Origin of the sequence: Pseudomonas sp. NFACC10-1 (assembly GCF_900119195.1) — a bacterium.
GTDB lineage: Bacteria > Pseudomonadota > Gammaproteobacteria > Pseudomonadales > Pseudomonadaceae > Aquipseudomonas > Aquipseudomonas cerasi.
On record NZ_FPJB01000002.1, the window covers coordinates 279,761 to 297,196 of the forward strand.

A 17,436-nucleotide genomic window follows, 5' to 3' on the forward strand; every position below is an offset into this window, starting at 1 on the left:
CGTAGCAGCTGCACGGCGGCTCTATGGGGTGCGGCGACCCTCCTCGCGCGACAGCGCAACCAGGCTGTCCAGGCGCGCAGCCTGAAAAGCCAGCGCGGTGCCCTGCTGGAATACTTTGCGCGCCAGCCCGGTCAGCACGCTGCCGGGCGGCAACTCGATGTGCAGGCGCACGCCCCGCTCCCAGGCGGTTTCCACGGTGCTGCGCCAGTCGATGACCCGACACATGTTGAACGCCAGGTCGTCACGCAGCTTCTCGGCATTGCGCACAGGTCGCGCCGTGCTGCCGCTCAGGTAACGTATGGTGGGTGCCTTTAGCGCGACCCTTGAAAAGGCCTCGGCCAGTTGTTGCGCGGGAGCGTCCAGCAAGGCGCAATGTGACGGCACGCTGACCGCAAGACGCTTGACCGCTGCCGCTCCGGCAGCCTTGGCCAGTTGACCGACCTGATGCATCGCCTCGGTACTGCCGGAGATCACCATCTGGTTGTCGGCGTTGATATTGGCGAGAAATACCGGTGCCTTCGCGCTGTGTACCTGCGCGATCAGCGCTTCTACCTGCGTCTGGTCCAGACCGATGAGCGCGGTCATACCGTAACCCTGCGGCCAGGCGCTTTGCATCAGCTCGCCACGCAGCGCGACCAGGCGCACGGCGTCGTCAAAAGCCAGCGCTCCCGAAATCACTGCTGCCGGATAAGCGCCGATGGACAGCCCTGCCAGGTAGTCCGGCACACACTCACGCGCCTGCAGCACGCGCGCGCATGCGACGCCAGCGATCAGCAGGCAAAGCTGAACGGCACGGGTGGCTTGCAGTGCCTCGGCAGTGTCCAGCGCCAGCACGTCTTCGCCCAGCGCATCGGCGGCTTCCTGCAGGCAATCGCGCACCACGGCCTCGTCCGGCAACTGATGCAGCATGCCGGCTTGCTGGGCGCCCTGGCCGGGAAATACCCACAGGCTGCTCATGCGCACACCTGCCCCAGGTGCCATGGGTCTGCAACCAACCGCGCGCCGCTGGCGGTCTTGAGCAGCACCCGCCCCGTTGGCCGCGCCCACTCACGCAGCGCCACGGCACCGTGTTCAAGTTGCAGCTGAACGTCGACCCGACAGACCGAGGTTTCCAGCGCCTCGACCAGCTCGGCGGCGCAGCGGCGACTTAGGCGCCCCGGGGTGCGCAGAATCAGGTCCAGATCGCTGTCCTGATGCAACGCCGCAATACCGCTGGCCAGCTCGAATCCGGCACTGCCGCCGACGCCCCAGTCCAGCTCCAGCGCCTCCATGACCGGACGGATCTGGCGCAACGCCTGCAACGCCGGCCATTGCTGAAGGCTCTCGGTCGGGGCTTCGATCAACTGCTCGGGCATGACCCTTCGGCAGACGTCGGCCAACGGCATGCTTGCGGCATAGCGTTGCTCCCGACCGCGACCGCGCAAGCCCACCGCCACCTGCCCGGCGGGCATTGCCTGACGCCGGACCACCACCGGTTGCCCGGCCAGCACGGCCTCGACCGCCCATTTGGGCGCGTCGTCCGGCAACGCAGACAGCGGCATGCCCCACAACAAATCATGGGGCAGCACTGCGCCAGTGTTGCTGATCACCATTGCGCCCGCAGCAACTGACGCACATTGGCCGACGCCGCACGGTTGCTCGCACCCAGACGGCTGCTCAGATCGACGCCGCGGGCCTGCACGTCCTTGATCGCACTGCTCAGCACGTTGCGCACCTGAATCAGGTCATCTGCAGCGGGCTGTTCGATCTGGCTGACCGCCAGGGTTTCCCACAGCAGACCGAGACTGGCGTAACTGTCGATGTCGTAAGCCATCGGCGGGATGCTGGCGGCGAGCTTTTCCAAGTCCTCGACGCTGCGCAGGGTTACGCGGGCTGCCGAGGCTTTGCCCATCGCATGCACCATCACGCCGGGATCACGCAGCGCGATCAATCGATTGGCCTGATAGCCGTGGGCCAGGAATGCGCCGGACATGGCTTTGCCCACCAATAGACCGATCACCGGATGTCCCGCCAGACGCGCTCGCGCGTAACTGTCCACAGCTCCGGCCAATGCCTGATGGATACCGAGCGCCTCCTCGCGACGCCCGTAGGCCTGGCTCGGCACGTCGACGATGGCAATCAATGCACGTTTTTCGGCGCGGTCGCGATCCTGCTCGATGGCCTCGTCCACCGCCTTGGCCAGGCCCCAGCCTTCCAGCAGGCCGACTTCGCCCTGACGCGCCCGGGGAAAGCGGTTGTCGGTATCGGCAATCACTGCAACAAAACGCACCGCCTGCTCGCCGAGAAAACCGTCGGCGACCTTGAGTGAGGCAGGCAGGCCAGTGACCTCACGGGCGCCTGCGCTCAAGGCGTTGAACCAGTTCAAACCCCGCTGTGAATGACTCATGACCGGGCTCCTTGATAGAGGGTACGCACGCTTTGCGGATCAATTTGCGGCTCGGTGTCCAGGCTTGCCAGTCGCTGCAGGAACAGTGGGTACTGACTGCTGCGATGCGTGTCGGGCACGCCCTGTTTGAGCCAGCCGCTGACCTGCTGGCGGACATCGGCGACATCATCGGCAGCAAAACCATCCACCAGAGCGCTGGCAAAGCGTTGCTCGCCACCGGTCAGGCTCCAGATGAACGGACGGTCACGGGAGTCGTATTCTTCGATGCCGGCTTCCTGCTCGATCACCTGCGGACCGTTCAGGCCCAGACGTGCTTCCTGGGTCACCAGCAGGTAACTGCACAGCCCTGCGGCGATGGACATCCCGCCAAAGCAGCCGACGCTGCCTGCCACCACACCGATCACCGGCTGGTACTGACGCAGATCGACTATCGCGGCATGAATCTCAGCAATCGCGGCCAGGCCCAGATTGGCTTCCTGCAAACGCACACCACCGGTTTCCAGCAGCAAGATAGCAGCGGTGGGAATACCGTTGCGGTTATCTTCGGCAGCCAGTTCCAGCGCACCGGCCATTTTCGCGCCGCCGACTTCGCCCATGCTGCCGCCCTGAAACGAGCCTTCGATGGCGGCGATGACCACTGGCCGACCATCGACAGTGCCTTTGGCGACCACCACGCCGTCATCCGCCTGAGGCACCACGCCCTGCATGGCCAGCCACGGCGACATGACCCGATCGAACGGCCCCAGCAGTTCGCGGAAGCTGCCTGCATCCAGCAAGGCGCGGGCGCGCTGTCGGGCACCCAATTCGATGAAACTGTGCTGATTCAGCAAACGTGCGCTATCAGTCATGACCGATCTCCTCGAAGCCTTGCTCCAGGCGCAAACGCACGACGCCGGGCGTCGCGCCGAAGTCATGAATATCGATGCTCAGCGCAGGCGGGGTCTGCCCCTCGAACATGCGCTCGAACAGGTGTTGCCAGCGCAGCGAGGCACCGTTGACCGACGTCACCACCTGAATCGACAAGGTGCCCGGTTTACCGGGTTCCAGCAGCACCTCCAGATCACCGGAGCCCACCACCCCCACCAGCGCACGGCCCTTGGGCGGCTGTCCGGCAGGAAATTCAAAAGACAGGGTTTCCATTTCAGGCACTCCTCGAAACAGGGCCGAGCGCAGGCTCAAGACCATCGATGAACAGGCAGGCAGCCAGCAGATCCGCCGCGCCACCGGGCGAAGCATTGAGGGCCAGCAAGTGCTGATCAAGCTCGTTCAGTGCGCGGCGGCCCGCCAGACTGGCGCTGCCTCCGGCGTCGAGCACGCGCTGTGCCCCGCGCTGCATGGCATTCAGCCCTTCGATGCCGGCGCGATGCAGCACACAGGTGTCGTCCAGCGTAGTCATGATCGCCAACAGCGCATCCAACCGAGCGTTCTGTTCGCCGCTGCCTGCCGCACGGCTGCGTTGCAGTTGTGGCAAGGCGAACAGCCTGACCGCCGGGAACCCTTGCTGCGCCTGCTCTCTGGCGCCCATGACGCCGTAACGACGAACTACCTGATCACCGTGGCTATTCTGCGTGAGCACCTGGCGGTCCTTGATCTGGGCCAAAGCGGCAGCGCGCGCGCAGATGGCATCGGGCGCACAATCCCGAGCCTCCAGCGCGGCAGCGGTCACCAGCAGACCCAGCGCCCAGATCGCGCCGCGATGCGTATTCACCCCGCTGGTGGTGCGCAGCATGGTGGCTTCGCCTTCACGGCCAAGCCTGCCCAGTGCCTCACGCAATGGCCGGTCCACAACAGCGAACTGCGTGGCGGCGTCAGCCATCAACTTGAAAGTCGGCCACAATGACAGCGCCGAGGAATGCATCAGCCCCAGGTGCAAATCGCTGTGCGCGCCGCTGCCACGCCGGTCCACCAGGGCCGGTTTGGGCGACAGGTCGGCTTCGTCGATCAAGGCGTCGACGGCCAGATCGGCCAGTCGTACTGCCAGCGAGGCCGATTGCGGTGCCAATTGAAGTGCGCTCATTACCAGCTCCTGAATTTGGCAGGCGGGTTGTAGAGGCCACCGGACCACTGAACCAGATCGGCAATGCTCTTGGCGGCCAGCAGTTCACGACTGGCGTCGGTGCGACGAATGCCGAGGTCTTCGGGCAGCGCGATCAGCCCTTCACGGCGCATGCGCGCGGTGTCCTTGGGGTTGTGGCGCAAACCGATCACAGTCACGCCCGCCACTGCCGCGATCATCGCCTGGCGTTCCTCAAGGCTGCGCGCCTTGTAGAGATAGGCGATGCCTTCTTCGGTCAGCAGGTGGGTCACGTCGTCGCCGTAGATCATGATCGGCGCCAGCGGCATGCCGCTTTTCTTCGCCACTTCGACCGCGTCCAGGGTTTCGACGAAGGTCGGTTTGCCGCCTTCCTGAAACGTTTCGACCATCTGCACCACCAACTTCTTGCCGCGCTCCAGGTAGGCAGCCGGGCCGTCATCGTGCTGCTGACGCATATCGAGCCAGGCGGGCGTGGCGTGACGCCGGCCGCGTGGGTCATGGCCCATGTTCGGCGCGCCGCCAAAGCCGGCCAGACGACCACGGGTGACTGTCGAGGAGTGCCCGTCGCCATCGACCTGCAGGGTTGCGCCGATGAACAGGTCCACGGCGTATTGCCCGGCCAGCTGGCAGAGCTGGCGGTTGGAACGCAGCGAGCCATCGCGTCCGGTGAAGAACACATCCGGGCGGGCAGCAATGTAGTTCTCCATGCCCAGCTCGGTGCCAAAACAATGCACGCTCTCGACCCAGCCGCTTTCGATGGCCGGGATCAGCGTCGGGTGCGGATTGAGTGTCCAGTTGCGGCAGATCTTGCCCTTCAGGCCCAGCGACTCGCCGTAGGTCGGCAGAATCAGCTCAATGGCGGCGGTATTGAAACCGATGCCGTGGTTCAGCGACTGGACATTGTGTTTCTCGTAGATGCCGCGAATCGCCATCATTGCCATCAGCACATGCACCGGCTTGATGTGGCGCGGATCGCGGGTGAACAGCGGCTCGATGTAGAACGGCTTGTCGGCCACCACCACAAAATCGACCCACGAGGCCGGGATATCCACCCGTGGCAGCTCGCTGACGTCATCGACCAGCTGATTGACCTGGACGATAACGATGCCGTCGCTGAATGCCGCCGGTTCGATGAGTGCGGGGGTGTCTTCGGTACTGGGCCCGGTGTAGATGTTGCCGGCGCGGTCGGCCATGAAGCCTGCCGCCAGCACCACGTTGGGGATGAGGTCCACCACCAGCCGTGAATAGAGTTCGATGTAGGTGTGGATCGCGCCGATTTCCAGCAGGCCGTCTTCCAGCAACTGACTGATGCGCAGGCTTTGCGTGCCGGCAAACGAGAAGTCCAGCTTGCGCGCGATGCCCTGTTCGAACAGGTCAAGGTGCTCGGCGCGGCCGACGCTCGGCATGATCATGTGCAGGTCATGCACCTTGCCCGGATCGACTTTGGCCAGCGCGCGGGAGAGGAAGTCCGCCTGCTTCTGATTGTTGCCTTCAAGCACCACGCGGTCGCCGGAAACCAGCAGGGCCTCCAGCGCGGCGACGATATTGCCGGTCGGCAACACCACACCATCGGCCAACGCCCGCACTTGCTCCAGACGCCGCTGCTTCTCGCTGCGACGACGTGTCCAGCGTGCGTCGGGGGAAGTTGTTGTTGTCATGATCGCTCCACGATTTTGCTGTCGTCGGCCACCTTAGGAGCGATAGCGGTCGGGCATCAATCAAGCAGCGCGTCGAATCATTACGGCTGGAGTAACGATGGGGAAACGGACGTTTCGCCGGGTGCGTCATCGCGCATGCAACATGCTCGAAATGCCCGGCTGGTAATTGCGTAGGACCGGTCTTTAAAGGGCCCGGGGTGCTATCGAAATCCGTGTTTGCGCCTAGCCTTGAGGTTTTCCGTAACCCAGAGGCAGTAGCGCGATGTCATTTATAGTCAGGGAAGGCGATCTCACTACCACCGGCGGCTTCGTGCTGGCCGCATCGGCAAGCGAAGTCATCGAACTGCGTCGTGTGGCGCGCATGGGTGACCCGGTGTGGTGCCCGGCCTGCAGGCAGATTGGCTTCATCGCCCAGGGAAACCCCACCTACATCGACGAACTTGTGGCGGTCGCTACTCAGGGTCATGAGGTGCAGTGTGGCTGTGCACCCGGCAGCAACACGCTGACCACCTCGCAGGAGCACGTCCGGGCCGACATGGACGCAACCGTCGCCATCCCCGAAGAACTGGCCTCGACAGCGCGACTCTATGCCGAACATCTGGCGCGCTCATTGAGAGACGGCAGCTATACGCCCGAAGTACTCAGGCCTCTTTCGCAGCCATGTTGAGTTGCGAATCTCGTGCCCATGCTCCGTATTCAGCATACACATGCTTTGTGGGAGTGAGCTTGCTCACGAATGCGCTGGTTTAAACGCCCTGCTTTCGGGGTCTGTACCGGCCCCTTCGCGAGCAAGCCCGCTCCCACATGACTTGCGTTTCAACTCTAGCGCCAAGGCTCCGTATAGGTATGCCCATCACGGATGGGCGTTGGTCTCGAGCAAGTGATGCAGTTCCATGAACTGCTGCGTCAGTTTGTGCCGTGGGTCGAGGTGGATCAGCGGCAGGTTGGCCTGATGCGACTCGCGCATTTTTACCGAGGCGTTGAGATAGACCGGCAGCACCGGCAGGCCTTCGGCAATCAGTTCGTCGAGCATCTGCTGCGGCAGGCTGGCTCTGGGCTGGAACTGGTTGACGATGATGCCTTCAACCTGAAGATCTTCGTTGTGGTCCTCTTTCAACTCCTCGATCTCGCGCATCAACCCATACAGCGCCTGTCGCGAGAAGCTGTCGCAGTCGAAAGGGATCAGCACCCGATCAGAGGCGATCAACGCCGAAACCGCATAAAAATTCAGTGCTGGCGGCGTATCCAGATAGATACGCTCGTAATCTTCGCTCAACTCGTCGAGCAGTTTGCGCAGCTTGTTGATCTTGTGCTTGGCCTCGAGCTTGGGCTGCAGGTCAGCAAGCTCTGCAGTCGCCGTGATCACGTGCAGGTTGTCGAACGGTGTTTCGTAGATATCGACATGGTTCTTTTTGGCGACCGGTGAGCCGGACAGCGTGTTCTTGAAGAACTCGGCAATCCCCATCGGAATGTCCTGACCGGTCAGGCCGGTGAGGTACTGAGTCGAGTTGGCCTGGGCATCGAGATCGATCAATAACGTCCGATAGCCTTCGTGAGCGCTGACTGCAGCCAGATTGCAGGCGATGCTCGATTTGCCGACACCGCCCTTCTGATTGAATACCACGCGACGCATGCTTTGGATTCCTTGAAAGATGAAGAAACAGCAGGAGTGGCCGATAACGACCGTAAGAGGAAATCGAGTCTAGACAGTGCATGTGACAACGGTGAGCTTAACGCAAAACAGTTGCTGGCCGGTTGTCATACAGAAAAACGACTTCAACCTTAAAATACACGCCTGTAAACGGTTTTTATGTAACAAATTTGCTAGTAATGAGCCCCATCAGGATAATGCGCGCACTCGGTCAATTACCGCACCCAGGCTGATATCGACCTGATATCGATGTAGCGAGAAACAAGCCCGCAGGGGCGGGAAGAGAAGCCTTGATCACCTTCAACATTGCACGATGGCAAGCCTGGGCGCCGGGCCTGGCGAGCGCGGAAGACTGGCAGCGATGGAGCCTCGATCCGACGCTGCTGGAAACCAGTGATGCAGCGCCAGACGTGTCTTTCCTTCCTGCGATGCAACGCCGCCGCCTGGGCCGCATGGCGAGAATGGCGTTTGCCGTCGGCTGGCCATTGACTGAAGGGCTGGAGCGCGTCCCGCTGGTGTTTGTCTCGCGCCACGGAGAAACCCCGAGGACCTTTGAAATCCTGCGTGATCTGGCCGCCAACGAGCCGCTTTCACCGACCCAGTTCAGCCTTTCAGTGCATAACGCCATCATTGGTCTGTGGTCGATCATGCGCGGTGAAACAAGTGAGATGACAGCCCTGGCCGCCACAGGCGACGGGCTGGAGTATGGAGCATTCGAGGCCGCAGCGTTGCTGGCCGAGGGAGCAGAAGCAGTATTGCTTGTGGTGACTGAAGAACAGCCGCCGCAAGCCTATGCCCAATGGATTGATGACGTGCCCTTTCCCTACGCGGTCGGCTTGCTGCTGACGCCGGGGAATGAGTGGCAACTGTCTCTGAACACCGATACGCAAGGCACCAAGCGCACTCAGTGGCCCCATGCCCTGAACCTGCTGCGGGCCTTGCACACTGATCAATCCGTCTGCCTGCACCCTTGGAATAACCGGTTATGGAACTGGCAACGCAGTCACTGAAAAAAGGTCGGGACGCCTATTACTGGCGTCTGCTGGCAACAGGCATCAGCTTTGCCCTGTTCGGGTTGAGCGGTTTATGCCTGCGGTTGTTCGTTTTTCCAGTATTGAGTTGCCTGCCTGGCAGTGTGGCCAGCCATCAGCGCCGCGCGCGACGGACCATCAGCCGCCTGTTCTGGCTGTTCATCCGCATCATGGCGCGCATGCGGGTGCTGACCTATGACGTACAAGGCGCCGAAAAGCTTGGTCGCCCAGGGCAGATGATCATCGCCAACCACCCGTCACTGATCGATGTCGTGTTTCTGATCGGGCTGGTGCGTGACGCCAACTGCGTGGTCAAACGCAGCCTGTGGGAGAACCCGTTCACCCGCGGCCCTGTGCGCTCCACCGGTTACATCAGCAACGACGGCAGCATGGAGATGCTAGACGCCGCCGTAGAGCGCCTGCAAAGCGGCCAGACACTGATCATTTTCCCGGAAGGCACGCGCACCCAGCCAGGCCAGCCGCCTGTCTTTCACCGCGGCGCGGCCGCCATTGCGCTGCGTGGCGCGAGCGTCATCACCCCGGTGACGATCAAGGTCCAGCCGACCACCCTGACCAAGGCCGAGCCTTGGTATCGCATTCCGCAACGCCGCGTGCACTTCACTTTGCGCGTCGGTGCCGATATAGAACCAACCGCCTTCAGTGCGCTAGGCCCACCGCCCCTGGCGTCCCGCAAGCTCAACGATTACCTGCATGACTATTTCACCAAGGAGCTCGCCTCAGATGAGCGATCTGCACCAGGACATTAAATTGTTGATCATCGATGCCCTGGGCCTCGAAGACATCACCCCGGAAGATATCGGCAACGATATGACGCTGTTTGGCGAAGGACTGGGACTGGACTCGGTGGATGCGCTCGAATTGGGCCTGGCCATCCAGAAGCGTTATGGCATCAGGATCGATGCCGATGCAAAGGACACCCGTAACCATTTCGCCAGCGTCGACAGCCTTGCGGCCTTCGTCAGCGCCAGACAACCGGCCTGAGAATTGAACATGCAAACCCGTGAAGACATCTTCGAAATCCTGCGCACCGCAATGGTGGAACTGTTCGAACTGGAGCCTGAGCGAGTCACGCTTGAAGCCAACCTGTATCAGGACCTGGAAATCGACAGCATCGATGCCGTGGACCTGATCGATCACATCAAACGCAAGACCGGCAAAAAGATTGCGGCTGAAGAGTTCAAGTCGGTGAGGACCGTGAATGACGTGGTAGAGGCCGTCTACAAACTGGTCAACACCGCCGAATGAAGCGGCTGATTGGCCTGATTCTGGTGCTGGCCGGCGTGCTCTATCCATTCGCCGTCTATTGGGGGACCGAGCATTTCGCCCCTTGGCAGTTCGCGCTGCTGCTGGGCAGCCTGTGGCTGGCGCGCGCCCTGACCGGAGAGCGCAGGCAAGGCAGCCTGGCGATGGCGATTGTAGCGCTGATCTTTTGCGCGGTGCTCGGCGCCCTCGACAGTCACATGATGCTGCGCTGGTACCCGGTACTGGTCAGCACCTTCATGCTCGGCCTGTTCGGCTCAAGCCTGGTCTACGGCCCGCCGATCGTGGAAAAGATGGCGCGCCTGAACCGTCCCGATCTGCCTGAGGCGGGTATCCGCTATACACGTAAAGTCACGCAGATTTGGTGCCTGTTCTTTCTCGTCAACGGCCTCACGTCAGCCATCCTGACACTGTGGGCACCGTTGTCATGGTGGACGCTGTACACCGGCCTGATTTCCTACGGCCTGATGGGCGTGTTATTCGCTGTTGAATGGATCGTCCGCCCACCCTCAGCGGGCGGCAAATGAAATGGATCGCATGAACTGGTTGAACCTGGAACACCTGCTGCTCGATGCGCTGCCCGACCGGTTGCTGACGCTGGCCCCGACCCTCGACCACGCGCAGTTTCGTGATCAGGCGCTCGGCGTGGCTGCGGGGCTGAACGCGCGCGGCATCACACGCCTTGCAGTGTACCTCGAGGATGCCGCCGACCTGGCCATTGCGTTGTTCGCGGCCTGGCGCGCAGGTGTGCACGTGTTGCTGCCCGCCGACTTGCAGGGCCAGACCCGCGAGCGCTGGGCGAATCAGGTCGACCTGTGGCTGACTGACCTGCCGGGTGACACCCACCTGAGCGACCTGCATGCCGCGCCTCTCCCCGCGGCAGCGCTGGACCTCGACCAGTGCCGGCTGAGCCTGTGCACCTCCGGCTCCAGCGGCGAGCCCAAACTGATCGAAAAACACCTGCGGCAACTGGCCAACGAAGTCTGCGGGCTGGAACAGCTGTGGGGCGCGGAGCTCGGCGCGGCATGCATGATCGGCAGCGTGGCGACGCAACATATTTACGGGCTGCTGTTTCGTTTGCTCTGGCCGCTGTGCGCGGCACGCCCGTTCGTGCGCCGTCAGTTGCCGTTCGCCGAAGACCTGCAACGCGCCAGCCGTGAATACCCGTCATTCGCCTGGGTCGCCAGCCCTGCGCTGCTCAAGCGCATGGGCGACAATCTCGACTGGCCGGGTCTTGCCGCCGTGCGCCGGGTGTTCTCTTCCGGCGGCGCATTGCCGGCCGAAGCCGCACAGAGCCTGCAGCAACGCCTCGGTCAGTGGCCGACGGAAATTCTCGGCAGCTCGGAAACCGGCGGCATCGCCTGGCGTCAGGGCGGGCAACGCTGGCAGGCCTTCGACGGCGTAGAGCTGAGTCAGGATGCGCAAGGTGCGCTGCGCATCAGCTCGCCCTATCTGCCGCCCGGCCATGTCGAGCAGACCGCCGATGCGGCGCTGATCGGTGCAGACGGGCGCTTCGAACTGCTGGGCAGGCTCGACCGCATCGTCAAACTCGAAGAGAAGCGCGTGTCCTTGCCGCTGATCGAGCAGGCCCTCGCGGCTCACCCGTGGGTGAGTGAAGCGCGCCTTGGCGTGGTGCAGGCAAACCGTGCCTCGCTGGGCGCGCTGCTGGTGCTGAGCGACGCGGGCTTGCTGGTCCTGCGCAATCAGGGCCGTCGGGCGCTCACCGAAGCCTTGCGGCAGTACCTGCAACCGCACTGCGAAACCATCGCCCTGCCGCGTCGCTGGCGTCTGCTGCGGCAGATGCCGCTCAACGCCCAGGGCAAGCTGCCTCAGGCAGAGGTCGAGGCGCTGCTGCTGGCGCCACGCTCGAAACAGCCGGAAGTGCTTGAGCAACAGAACGTCGAAGGCGAGCTGCACCTGCAATTGAGCGTCCCGCCCGATCTGGCGTTTTTCAGCGGCCACTTTCCCAAGGCGCCGATTTTGCCGGGCGTGGTGCAAGTCGACTGGGCGATCAGCCTGGGCCAGCGACTGCTCGACCTGCCATGCGGATTTGCCGGTATGGAGGTGCTCAAATTTCAACAACTGGTGCGTCCCGGTGATCGCCTCACGCTGACACTGCGCTTCGATGCGACACGCTCCAAGCTGCACTTCGCCTTTCGCAACGCCGACAACGCGCCCTGCTCCAGTGGCCGCATCCTCCTGGAGGACGACCATGCATAAGCCTTGCGTGATCATTCCGGTGTTTGACCACGAGCTGGCCGTGCCCAACGTGGTCAAGGCCGTGCGCAACGCCGGGTTGCCGTGCATTCTGGTGGACGATGCCAGCAGTCCGGCCTGCGAAGCCGTGTTACAGCAGTTGGCGCAGGGTGAGGCTATCCACCTGCTGCGCCTGCCGGTCAATCAGGGCAAGGGCGGCGCGGTAATGGCCGGCTTTCGCGAGGCGATCCGGCTGGGTTTCAGCCATGCGTTGCAGGTCGATGCCGACGGCCAGCATGATCTGAGTGATATTCCGGTGTTTCTGGAGCAGTCGCGCCAGCACCCGGATGCGCTGATCTGCGGTTATCCGCAGTTTGACGAGAGCGTGCCCAAAGGCCGTCTGTATGCACGCTACCTGACCCACGTCTGGGTGTGGATCAATACCTTGTCGTTGCACATTCGCGATTCCATGTGCGGCTTCCGCCTCTATCCACTGGCCCCGGTCCTGGCGCTGATCGACAGCGTGCAGATCGGTAGACGCATGGATTTCGACTCGGAAATGCTCGTGCGCCTGTCCTGGCGCGGCCAGCCGATGCGCTGGCTGCCGACCCGCGTTCATTACCCGCAGGACGGTCTGTCGCATTTCCGCCTGTTTCATGACAACGCCCTGATTTCGAAAATGCACGCCAAGCTGTTCTTCGGCATGCTGCTACGCCTGCCAATGCTCCTGTGGCGACGGTGGCGGCCATGAGCATCGACAAGTCGCCCAAGGAGCATTGGGCCAGTCATCAGGAGCGCGGCAGCTTCATGCTCATGAAACTCACCGCCTGGGGCATGCGGGTGCTCGGTCGGCGCCTGCTCAGCCCGGTGCTGTATGGCATCGTCCTGTATTTCTTTGTCTTCGGCCGACGTGCCCGGCACAGCATCTGGCAATACCAGCAGCACCTGGCGGACTGGAGCGGCAAACCCGAACTGCGGCCCAGCCAGCGCCGGGTGTTCGGGCAGTTCATGGCATTCGCCGATGCCTTGCTCGACAAGCTCGACGTGTGGAACGGCAGGCTGGGTATCGATCAGATCGAGATCGTCGACCAGGCCTTGCTGCGCCAGAACCTGCGTGGCCAACGCGGACAGATGCTGGTCGGTGCGCACCTGGGCAACCTTGAAGTGTGCCGAGCGCTGGCCGAACTCGGCGAAAAGGTCACCATGAACGTGCTGGTGCACACCAAACATGCCGAACGCTTCAATCGCCTGCTCGGTGAAGCCGGCGCGACACATCTGCGCCTGATTCAGGTCAGCGAGCTGGACCCGGCCATCATGCTGCAATTAAGCCAGCGTCTGGACGAAGGCGAGTGGCTGGCCATCGCCGGTGACCGCGTCGCGCTGCATGGCGGGCGCAATGTGCAGGTCGACTTTCTCGGTCAGCCGGCCAACTTCCCGCAAGGCCCCTGGCTGCTGGCCGGGCTGCTCAAGTGCCCGGTCAACCTGTTCTTTTGCCTCAAGGGTGCGAAAGGCTATCGGGTAATTCTCGAACCGTTCGCCGACGCCATCGAGTGGCGGCGCAGCGACCGTGCCCAGGTCATCGAGCAGTGGGCCACGTGTTATGCCGAGCGTCTTGGGCACTATTGCCTGGAAGCGCCGCAGCAGTGGTTCAATTTCTACCCATTCTGGAAGTCTGCCGATGAATCAGGCTCATGAGCTGATCGCGCTCGGCGGTCATGTGCTGCGTTGTAAAATCAGCGCGGATCGCCACAGGAGGTTACATGCGCAGTAAGGGTTTCCTGCACATCGACACTGAAATCGTCGTGCCGTTTTTCGACGTCGACATGATGAACATCGTCTGGCACGGGCACTACGTGAAGTACCTCGAAGTGGCGCGCTGCGCGCTGCTCGATCATATCGGCCATAACTACATGCAGATGCTCGAATCCGGTTATGGTTGGCCGGTGATCGATCTGCAATTGCGCTATGTGCGCAGCGCCGTGTTCGGTCAGACACTGAACGTGCGCGCCAGTCTGGTGGAGTGGGAGAACCGTCTGAAGATCAATTACCTGATCACCGATGCACACACCGGTGAGCGCCTGACCCGCGCCAGCACTGTGCAGGTCGCCGTCGACAGCCAGAGCCGGGAAATGCAACTGGCCTCGCCGCAGGTGTTCATCGATGCCGTCAAAACTGCCCTTGAGAGCACAATAGAGAGCGCCTCGCCATGAACCGCCCGCTTCGTACCTTGATTCTGCTGGGTCTGCTGTGCCTTTCTTCTCTGGCGCAGGCGTTCGATCTGCAACAACTGAGCGATCAGCTCGCCAAGCCTGCCGTGGTGCAGGGTCGTTTCGTTCAGGAAAAACACCTGCGCGCCCTGCCGCAACCGCTGCTCAGCAAGGGCCGCTTCGTGCTCGCCAGGGATTTCGGGCTGCTCTGGCTGCTGGAAACACCGCTCAAACAGGATTACCGCATCAATGCCGACGGTATTGCCCGTCGTGAAGCCGATGGCAATGTTAGCACCTGGAAGCCGGTGCCGAACAAGAACGCCGGCGCCGAGCAGAACCGTCTGTTCCTGGCGGTCTTGCAAGGCGACAGCAGCGGTCTGCAGCGGGATTTCGACTTGCAGCTCAAGGGCGAGGCGAATGCCTGGCACCTCACCCTGACGCCGCGTTCGATGCTGCTGCAACAAGTGTTCAAACAGATCAACATCGACGGTGGCGAACTGGTGCAGCGTATCGAGCTGCTGGAAACCCAGGGCGACAGCACGGTCCTGAAAATGATCGACAGCAGCAGTGCCCCGACCCTGACCGATGCGCAGCGTAATGACTTCAAAGACTGAGCGGCTGTTGCCGCGACTGTTCCTGCTGATTCTGGCGGGCGTACTGGCGCTCGCGGGCTGGCAGTGGCACGACCGCTCGCCGCTGTCGGCCAACCTGATGGAGCTGGTGCCGGGCACCGATAACGACGAACTGGTCGTGAGCGCCGAAAAGCGCATGCAGGAACCGCTCAACCGCGAAATGCTGGTGCTGGTGGGCCACAGCGATCGGCAGAAGGCCGTCGAACTGGCACGCAATCTGGCTGAACAATGGCAGTCGACCGGCCTGTTCGAGAAGGTTCAGTGGTCGCTGCAGGCCGATCTGCCCGCGTTGCGCACCCAGTTGCTGCAAGGGCGCATCGCCATGCTGCCGACAGCGGACCGCACACTGCTGATCGACGACCCGAAAACCTTCATCGAACAGCGCGTACAGACGCTGTTCGACCCGTTTGCCGGGTTCAGCCTGGTGCCTGGCCAGGATGACTGGCTGGGGCTGACCGGACGTATCCAGAACGGCCTGCCGAAGCAGGGCTCGGTCGAGGCGGACCTGGCCAGTGGCGCGTTGGTGGCCAGCGCCGAGGGCAAAAGCTGGGTACTGCTGCGTTCGCGAACCCGAACCGATGCCTTCGACATGCACCTGCCCGGCCAGGTCGCGGACCTGCTGGCGCAAGCGCGGGTGCAGGCCAGTCAGGCGGGTGGTCAATTGCTCGCGGCCAGCGGGCTGCTTTACGCTGCCGACGGGCAGAAGCAGGCCAGCCGGGAAATCACCTGGGTCGGCGGTGGCGCAACGGTCGGTATCCTGTTGTTGCTGTTACTCGCCTTCCGCCGCTGGAGCGTGCTGCTGGCATTCGTGCCGGTGGTGGTCGGCATGCTCTTCGGCGCGGTGGCCTGCGTTGCGATATTCGGCAGCATGCACGTCATGACGCTGGTGCTGGGCTCGAGCCTGATCGGGGTGGCGGTGGATTACCCGCTGCATTACCTGTCCAAGAGCTGGAGCCTCAAACCCTGGCGCAGCTGGCCCGCCTTGCGCCTGACCCTGCCGGGCCTGAGCCTGAGCCTGATCACCAGTTGCATCGGCTACCTGGCGCTGGCCTGGACGCCGTTTCCGGCACTCACGCAAATTGCGGTGTTCTCGGCGGCCGGCCTGATCGGCGCCTACCTGACGGCGGTGTGCCTGCTGCCCGCGCTGCTCGCAAAAGTCGAGATCAGCCCTGCCCAGTGGCCGCTGAAACTGGCGCAATTGATGCTCGATTGCCGCGCCGCCTTGCTGCTGCGCATCAGCACACCGATCCTGCTGGTGCTGCTGTTGGTCTTCTGTGGCGGCGGACTCTGGCACCTGACCACCAAGAACGATATCCGCCAATGGGTGGCAGCACCTCAGGCGTTGACCGATGAAGCCCAGGCCATCGCACGGATCACCGGTTATCAGCCCACCAGCCAGTTTTTTCTGGTGCGCGGCAAGGACCAACAGCAGTTGCTGGATCGGCAGTCCGAACTGACCCAACGGCTCGACCAACTGGTCAGCATGGACAAGCTGCAAGGCTACATGGCGCTCAACCAGTTGCTGGATTCGCCTGCCGAGCAGCAACTGACCCGTGATGCACTGGGCAAATTGCCGCAACACTGGGAGCCACTGGTACAGCTTGGCGTTCCGGCCAACGCACTGAAAACCGAACTCGCGCAATTGCAGGCACTGCCAACGCAAGACATTGATCAGGCGCTTCAAGGCCCGCTCAGCGAACCGTGGCGCACGCTCTGGCTGGGCGCCAGCGAAGATGCCGAAGGCGACGCTCAGGTAGCCAGCATCGTCAGCCTGCGTGGCATGAACAGCATGGCGTTGCTGCGCGTGCAGGCCATCGGACTGGAGGGCGTGCAACTGGTCGACCGCTTGGGTGAGCTCAACGAGGTGTTTGCCCACACGCAGATCAGCGCAGCGGAATTGAAGCTGGCATCGTGCGTACTGATCGTCCTGCTGCTGATCGCTCCGTTTGGCTTCGGCGGTGCGTTGCGCATCGTCGCCCTGCCCCTGCTGGCGGCCCTGTGCAGCCTCGCCAGCCTGGGCTGGCTCGGTCAGCCGCTGACTCTGTTCAGCCTGTTCGGCCTGTTGCTGGTCACGGCGATCAGCGTCGATTACGCCATCCTGATGCGCGAGCAGATAGGCGGCGCGGCGGTCAGCCTGCTGGGCACGCTGCTGGCAGCGGTCACCACCTGGCTGTCGTTCGGCCTGCTGGCCGTTTCCAGCACCCCGGCGATCAGCAACTTCGGCCTGTCGGTCAGTCTGGGGCTAGCGTTCAGCTTCCTGCTGGCGCCTTGGGCCAGCCCTCGTAAAGCGCTTCATTCGCCAGCCAATGCTGAAGGGCCACACGCATGAGTCTTGCAGCGTTGTCGTCACTCCCAGCCA

20 protein-coding genes are annotated in these 17,436 nt (G+C 62.7%); 12 read left to right on the top strand and 8 right to left on the bottom strand.

The genetic code is table 11. From position 1 onward, the window contains the following. Window positions 1–21: 21 nt before the first annotated feature. From mdcH to mdcA, 7 genes are read right to left on the bottom strand one after another with little or no spacing between them, the layout of a single operon-like run. Window positions 22–957, bottom strand: a complete 936-nt coding sequence (gene mdcH / locus BT119_RS05840) for a malonate decarboxylase subunit epsilon (RefSeq protein ID WP_003432095.1) — start codon at window positions 955–957, stop codon at window positions 22–24. Further along, window positions 954–1,592 (bottom strand): malonate decarboxylase holo-ACP synthase, encoded by a 639-nt coding sequence (locus BT119_RS05845; RefSeq protein ID WP_003432096.1) that lies wholly within the window; start codon window positions 1,590–1,592, stop codon window positions 954–956. The genes mdcH and BT119_RS05845 overlap by 4 nt, the downstream gene beginning before the upstream one ends. Next, window positions 1,586–2,386, bottom strand: coding sequence for a biotin-independent malonate decarboxylase subunit gamma (gene mdcE, locus BT119_RS05850; protein ID WP_044308705.1), 801 nt, complete (start codon window positions 2,384–2,386; stop codon window positions 1,586–1,588). Before mdcE ends, BT119_RS05845 begins: the two co-directional genes overlap by 7 nt. Next, a complete protein-coding gene (locus BT119_RS05855) occupies window positions 2,383–3,234 on the bottom strand; it encodes a biotin-independent malonate decarboxylase subunit beta (RefSeq protein ID WP_054081272.1) in 852 nt (283 codons plus the stop codon). Before BT119_RS05855 ends, mdcE begins: the two co-directional genes overlap by 4 nt. Further along, window positions 3,227–3,526 (bottom strand): malonate decarboxylase subunit delta, encoded by a 300-nt coding sequence (locus BT119_RS05860; RefSeq protein ID WP_003414308.1) that lies wholly within the window; start codon window positions 3,524–3,526, stop codon window positions 3,227–3,229. Before BT119_RS05860 ends, BT119_RS05855 begins: the two co-directional genes overlap by 8 nt. Window position 3,527: 1 nt before the next feature. After that, window positions 3,528–4,403 carry a triphosphoribosyl-dephospho-CoA synthase gene (locus BT119_RS05865; RefSeq protein ID WP_003366081.1) on the bottom strand — a complete coding sequence of 292 codons (876 nt, stop codon included), beginning with the start codon at window positions 4,401–4,403 and terminating at the stop codon, window positions 3,528–3,530. Then, entirely contained in the window at window positions 4,403–6,079 is a 1,677-nt protein-coding gene (gene mdcA / locus BT119_RS05870; RefSeq protein WP_003432104.1) for a malonate decarboxylase subunit alpha, read from the bottom strand. Before mdcA ends, BT119_RS05865 begins: the two co-directional genes overlap by 1 nt. Window positions 6,080–6,341: 262 nt before the next feature. On the opposite strand from mdcA, the gene BT119_RS05875 reads away from it, so the two are divergent. After that, window positions 6,342–6,746, top strand: a complete 405-nt coding sequence (locus BT119_RS05875; protein WP_003366077.1) for a PAAR domain-containing protein — start codon at window positions 6,342–6,344, stop codon at window positions 6,744–6,746. A gap of 186 nt (window positions 6,747–6,932) precedes the next feature. Here BT119_RS05875 and BT119_RS05880 read toward each other — a convergent pair whose 3' ends face one another. Then, window positions 6,933–7,712, bottom strand: coding sequence for a ParA family protein (locus BT119_RS05880; protein WP_003432106.1), 780 nt, complete (start codon window positions 7,710–7,712; stop codon window positions 6,933–6,935). Window positions 7,713–8,020: 308 nt separating this feature from the next. Between BT119_RS05880 and BT119_RS05885 the strand changes: the two genes are divergently transcribed. The 11 genes from BT119_RS05885 (at window position 8,021) to BT119_RS05935 (ending at window position 17,406) form a co-directional block, all read left to right on the top strand. Beyond that, window positions 8,021–8,740 (top strand): beta-ketoacyl synthase chain length factor, encoded by a 720-nt coding sequence (locus tag BT119_RS05885; protein ID WP_003366073.1) that lies wholly within the window; start codon window positions 8,021–8,023, stop codon window positions 8,738–8,740. After that, window positions 8,716–9,528: a lysophospholipid acyltransferase family protein gene (locus BT119_RS05890; RefSeq protein WP_003366070.1), complete on the top strand. Its 813-nt coding sequence runs from the start codon at window positions 8,716–8,718 to the stop codon at window positions 9,526–9,528. The genes BT119_RS05885 and BT119_RS05890 overlap by 25 nt, the downstream gene beginning before the upstream one ends. Continuing rightward, window positions 9,503–9,763 carry a phosphopantetheine-binding protein gene (locus BT119_RS05895; RefSeq protein ID WP_003316688.1) on the top strand — a complete coding sequence of 87 codons (261 nt, stop codon included), beginning with the start codon at window positions 9,503–9,505 and terminating at the stop codon, window positions 9,761–9,763. Before BT119_RS05890 ends, BT119_RS05895 begins: the two co-directional genes overlap by 26 nt. 9 nt (window positions 9,764–9,772) lie before the next feature. Continuing rightward, entirely contained in the window at window positions 9,773–10,027 is a 255-nt protein-coding gene (locus BT119_RS05900) for an acyl carrier protein (protein ID WP_003432110.1), read from the top strand. Continuing rightward, complete coding sequence (locus BT119_RS05905; RefSeq protein WP_003432112.1) at window positions 10,024–10,569, top strand: COG4648 family protein; 546 nt, start codon at window positions 10,024–10,026, stop codon at window positions 10,567–10,569. The genes BT119_RS05900 and BT119_RS05905 overlap by 4 nt, the downstream gene beginning before the upstream one ends. A 10-nt stretch (window positions 10,570–10,579) precedes the next feature. Continuing rightward, entirely contained in the window at window positions 10,580–12,262 is a 1,683-nt protein-coding gene (locus BT119_RS05910; protein ID WP_175550554.1) for an acyl-CoA synthetase family protein, read from the top strand. Next, on the top strand, window positions 12,255–12,989 hold the full coding sequence (locus BT119_RS05915) for a glycosyltransferase family 2 protein (protein WP_003366060.1): 735 nt from the start codon (window positions 12,255–12,257) through the stop codon (window positions 12,987–12,989). The genes BT119_RS05910 and BT119_RS05915 overlap by 8 nt, the downstream gene beginning before the upstream one ends. After that, window positions 12,986–13,933 (top strand): LpxL/LpxP family acyltransferase, encoded by a 948-nt coding sequence (locus BT119_RS05920; protein ID WP_003432116.1) that lies wholly within the window; start codon window positions 12,986–12,988, stop codon window positions 13,931–13,933. The genes BT119_RS05915 and BT119_RS05920 overlap by 4 nt, the downstream gene beginning before the upstream one ends. A 65-nt stretch (window positions 13,934–13,998) precedes the next feature. Continuing rightward, entirely contained in the window at window positions 13,999–14,448 is a 450-nt protein-coding gene (locus BT119_RS05925) for an acyl-CoA thioesterase (RefSeq protein ID WP_003366054.1), read from the top strand. Beyond that, entirely contained in the window at window positions 14,445–15,059 is a 615-nt protein-coding gene (locus BT119_RS05930; protein WP_003432120.1) for an outer membrane lipoprotein carrier protein LolA, read from the top strand. The genes BT119_RS05925 and BT119_RS05930 overlap by 4 nt, the downstream gene beginning before the upstream one ends. Next, the gene (locus BT119_RS05935; protein ID WP_161429165.1) at window positions 15,043–17,406 is read left to right on the top strand and encodes an MMPL family transporter; all 2,364 of its coding nucleotides are present in this window, start codon (window positions 15,043–15,045) and stop codon (window positions 17,404–17,406) included. The genes BT119_RS05930 and BT119_RS05935 overlap by 17 nt, the downstream gene beginning before the upstream one ends. The last annotated feature ends 30 nt before the right edge of the window (window positions 17,407–17,436 follow it).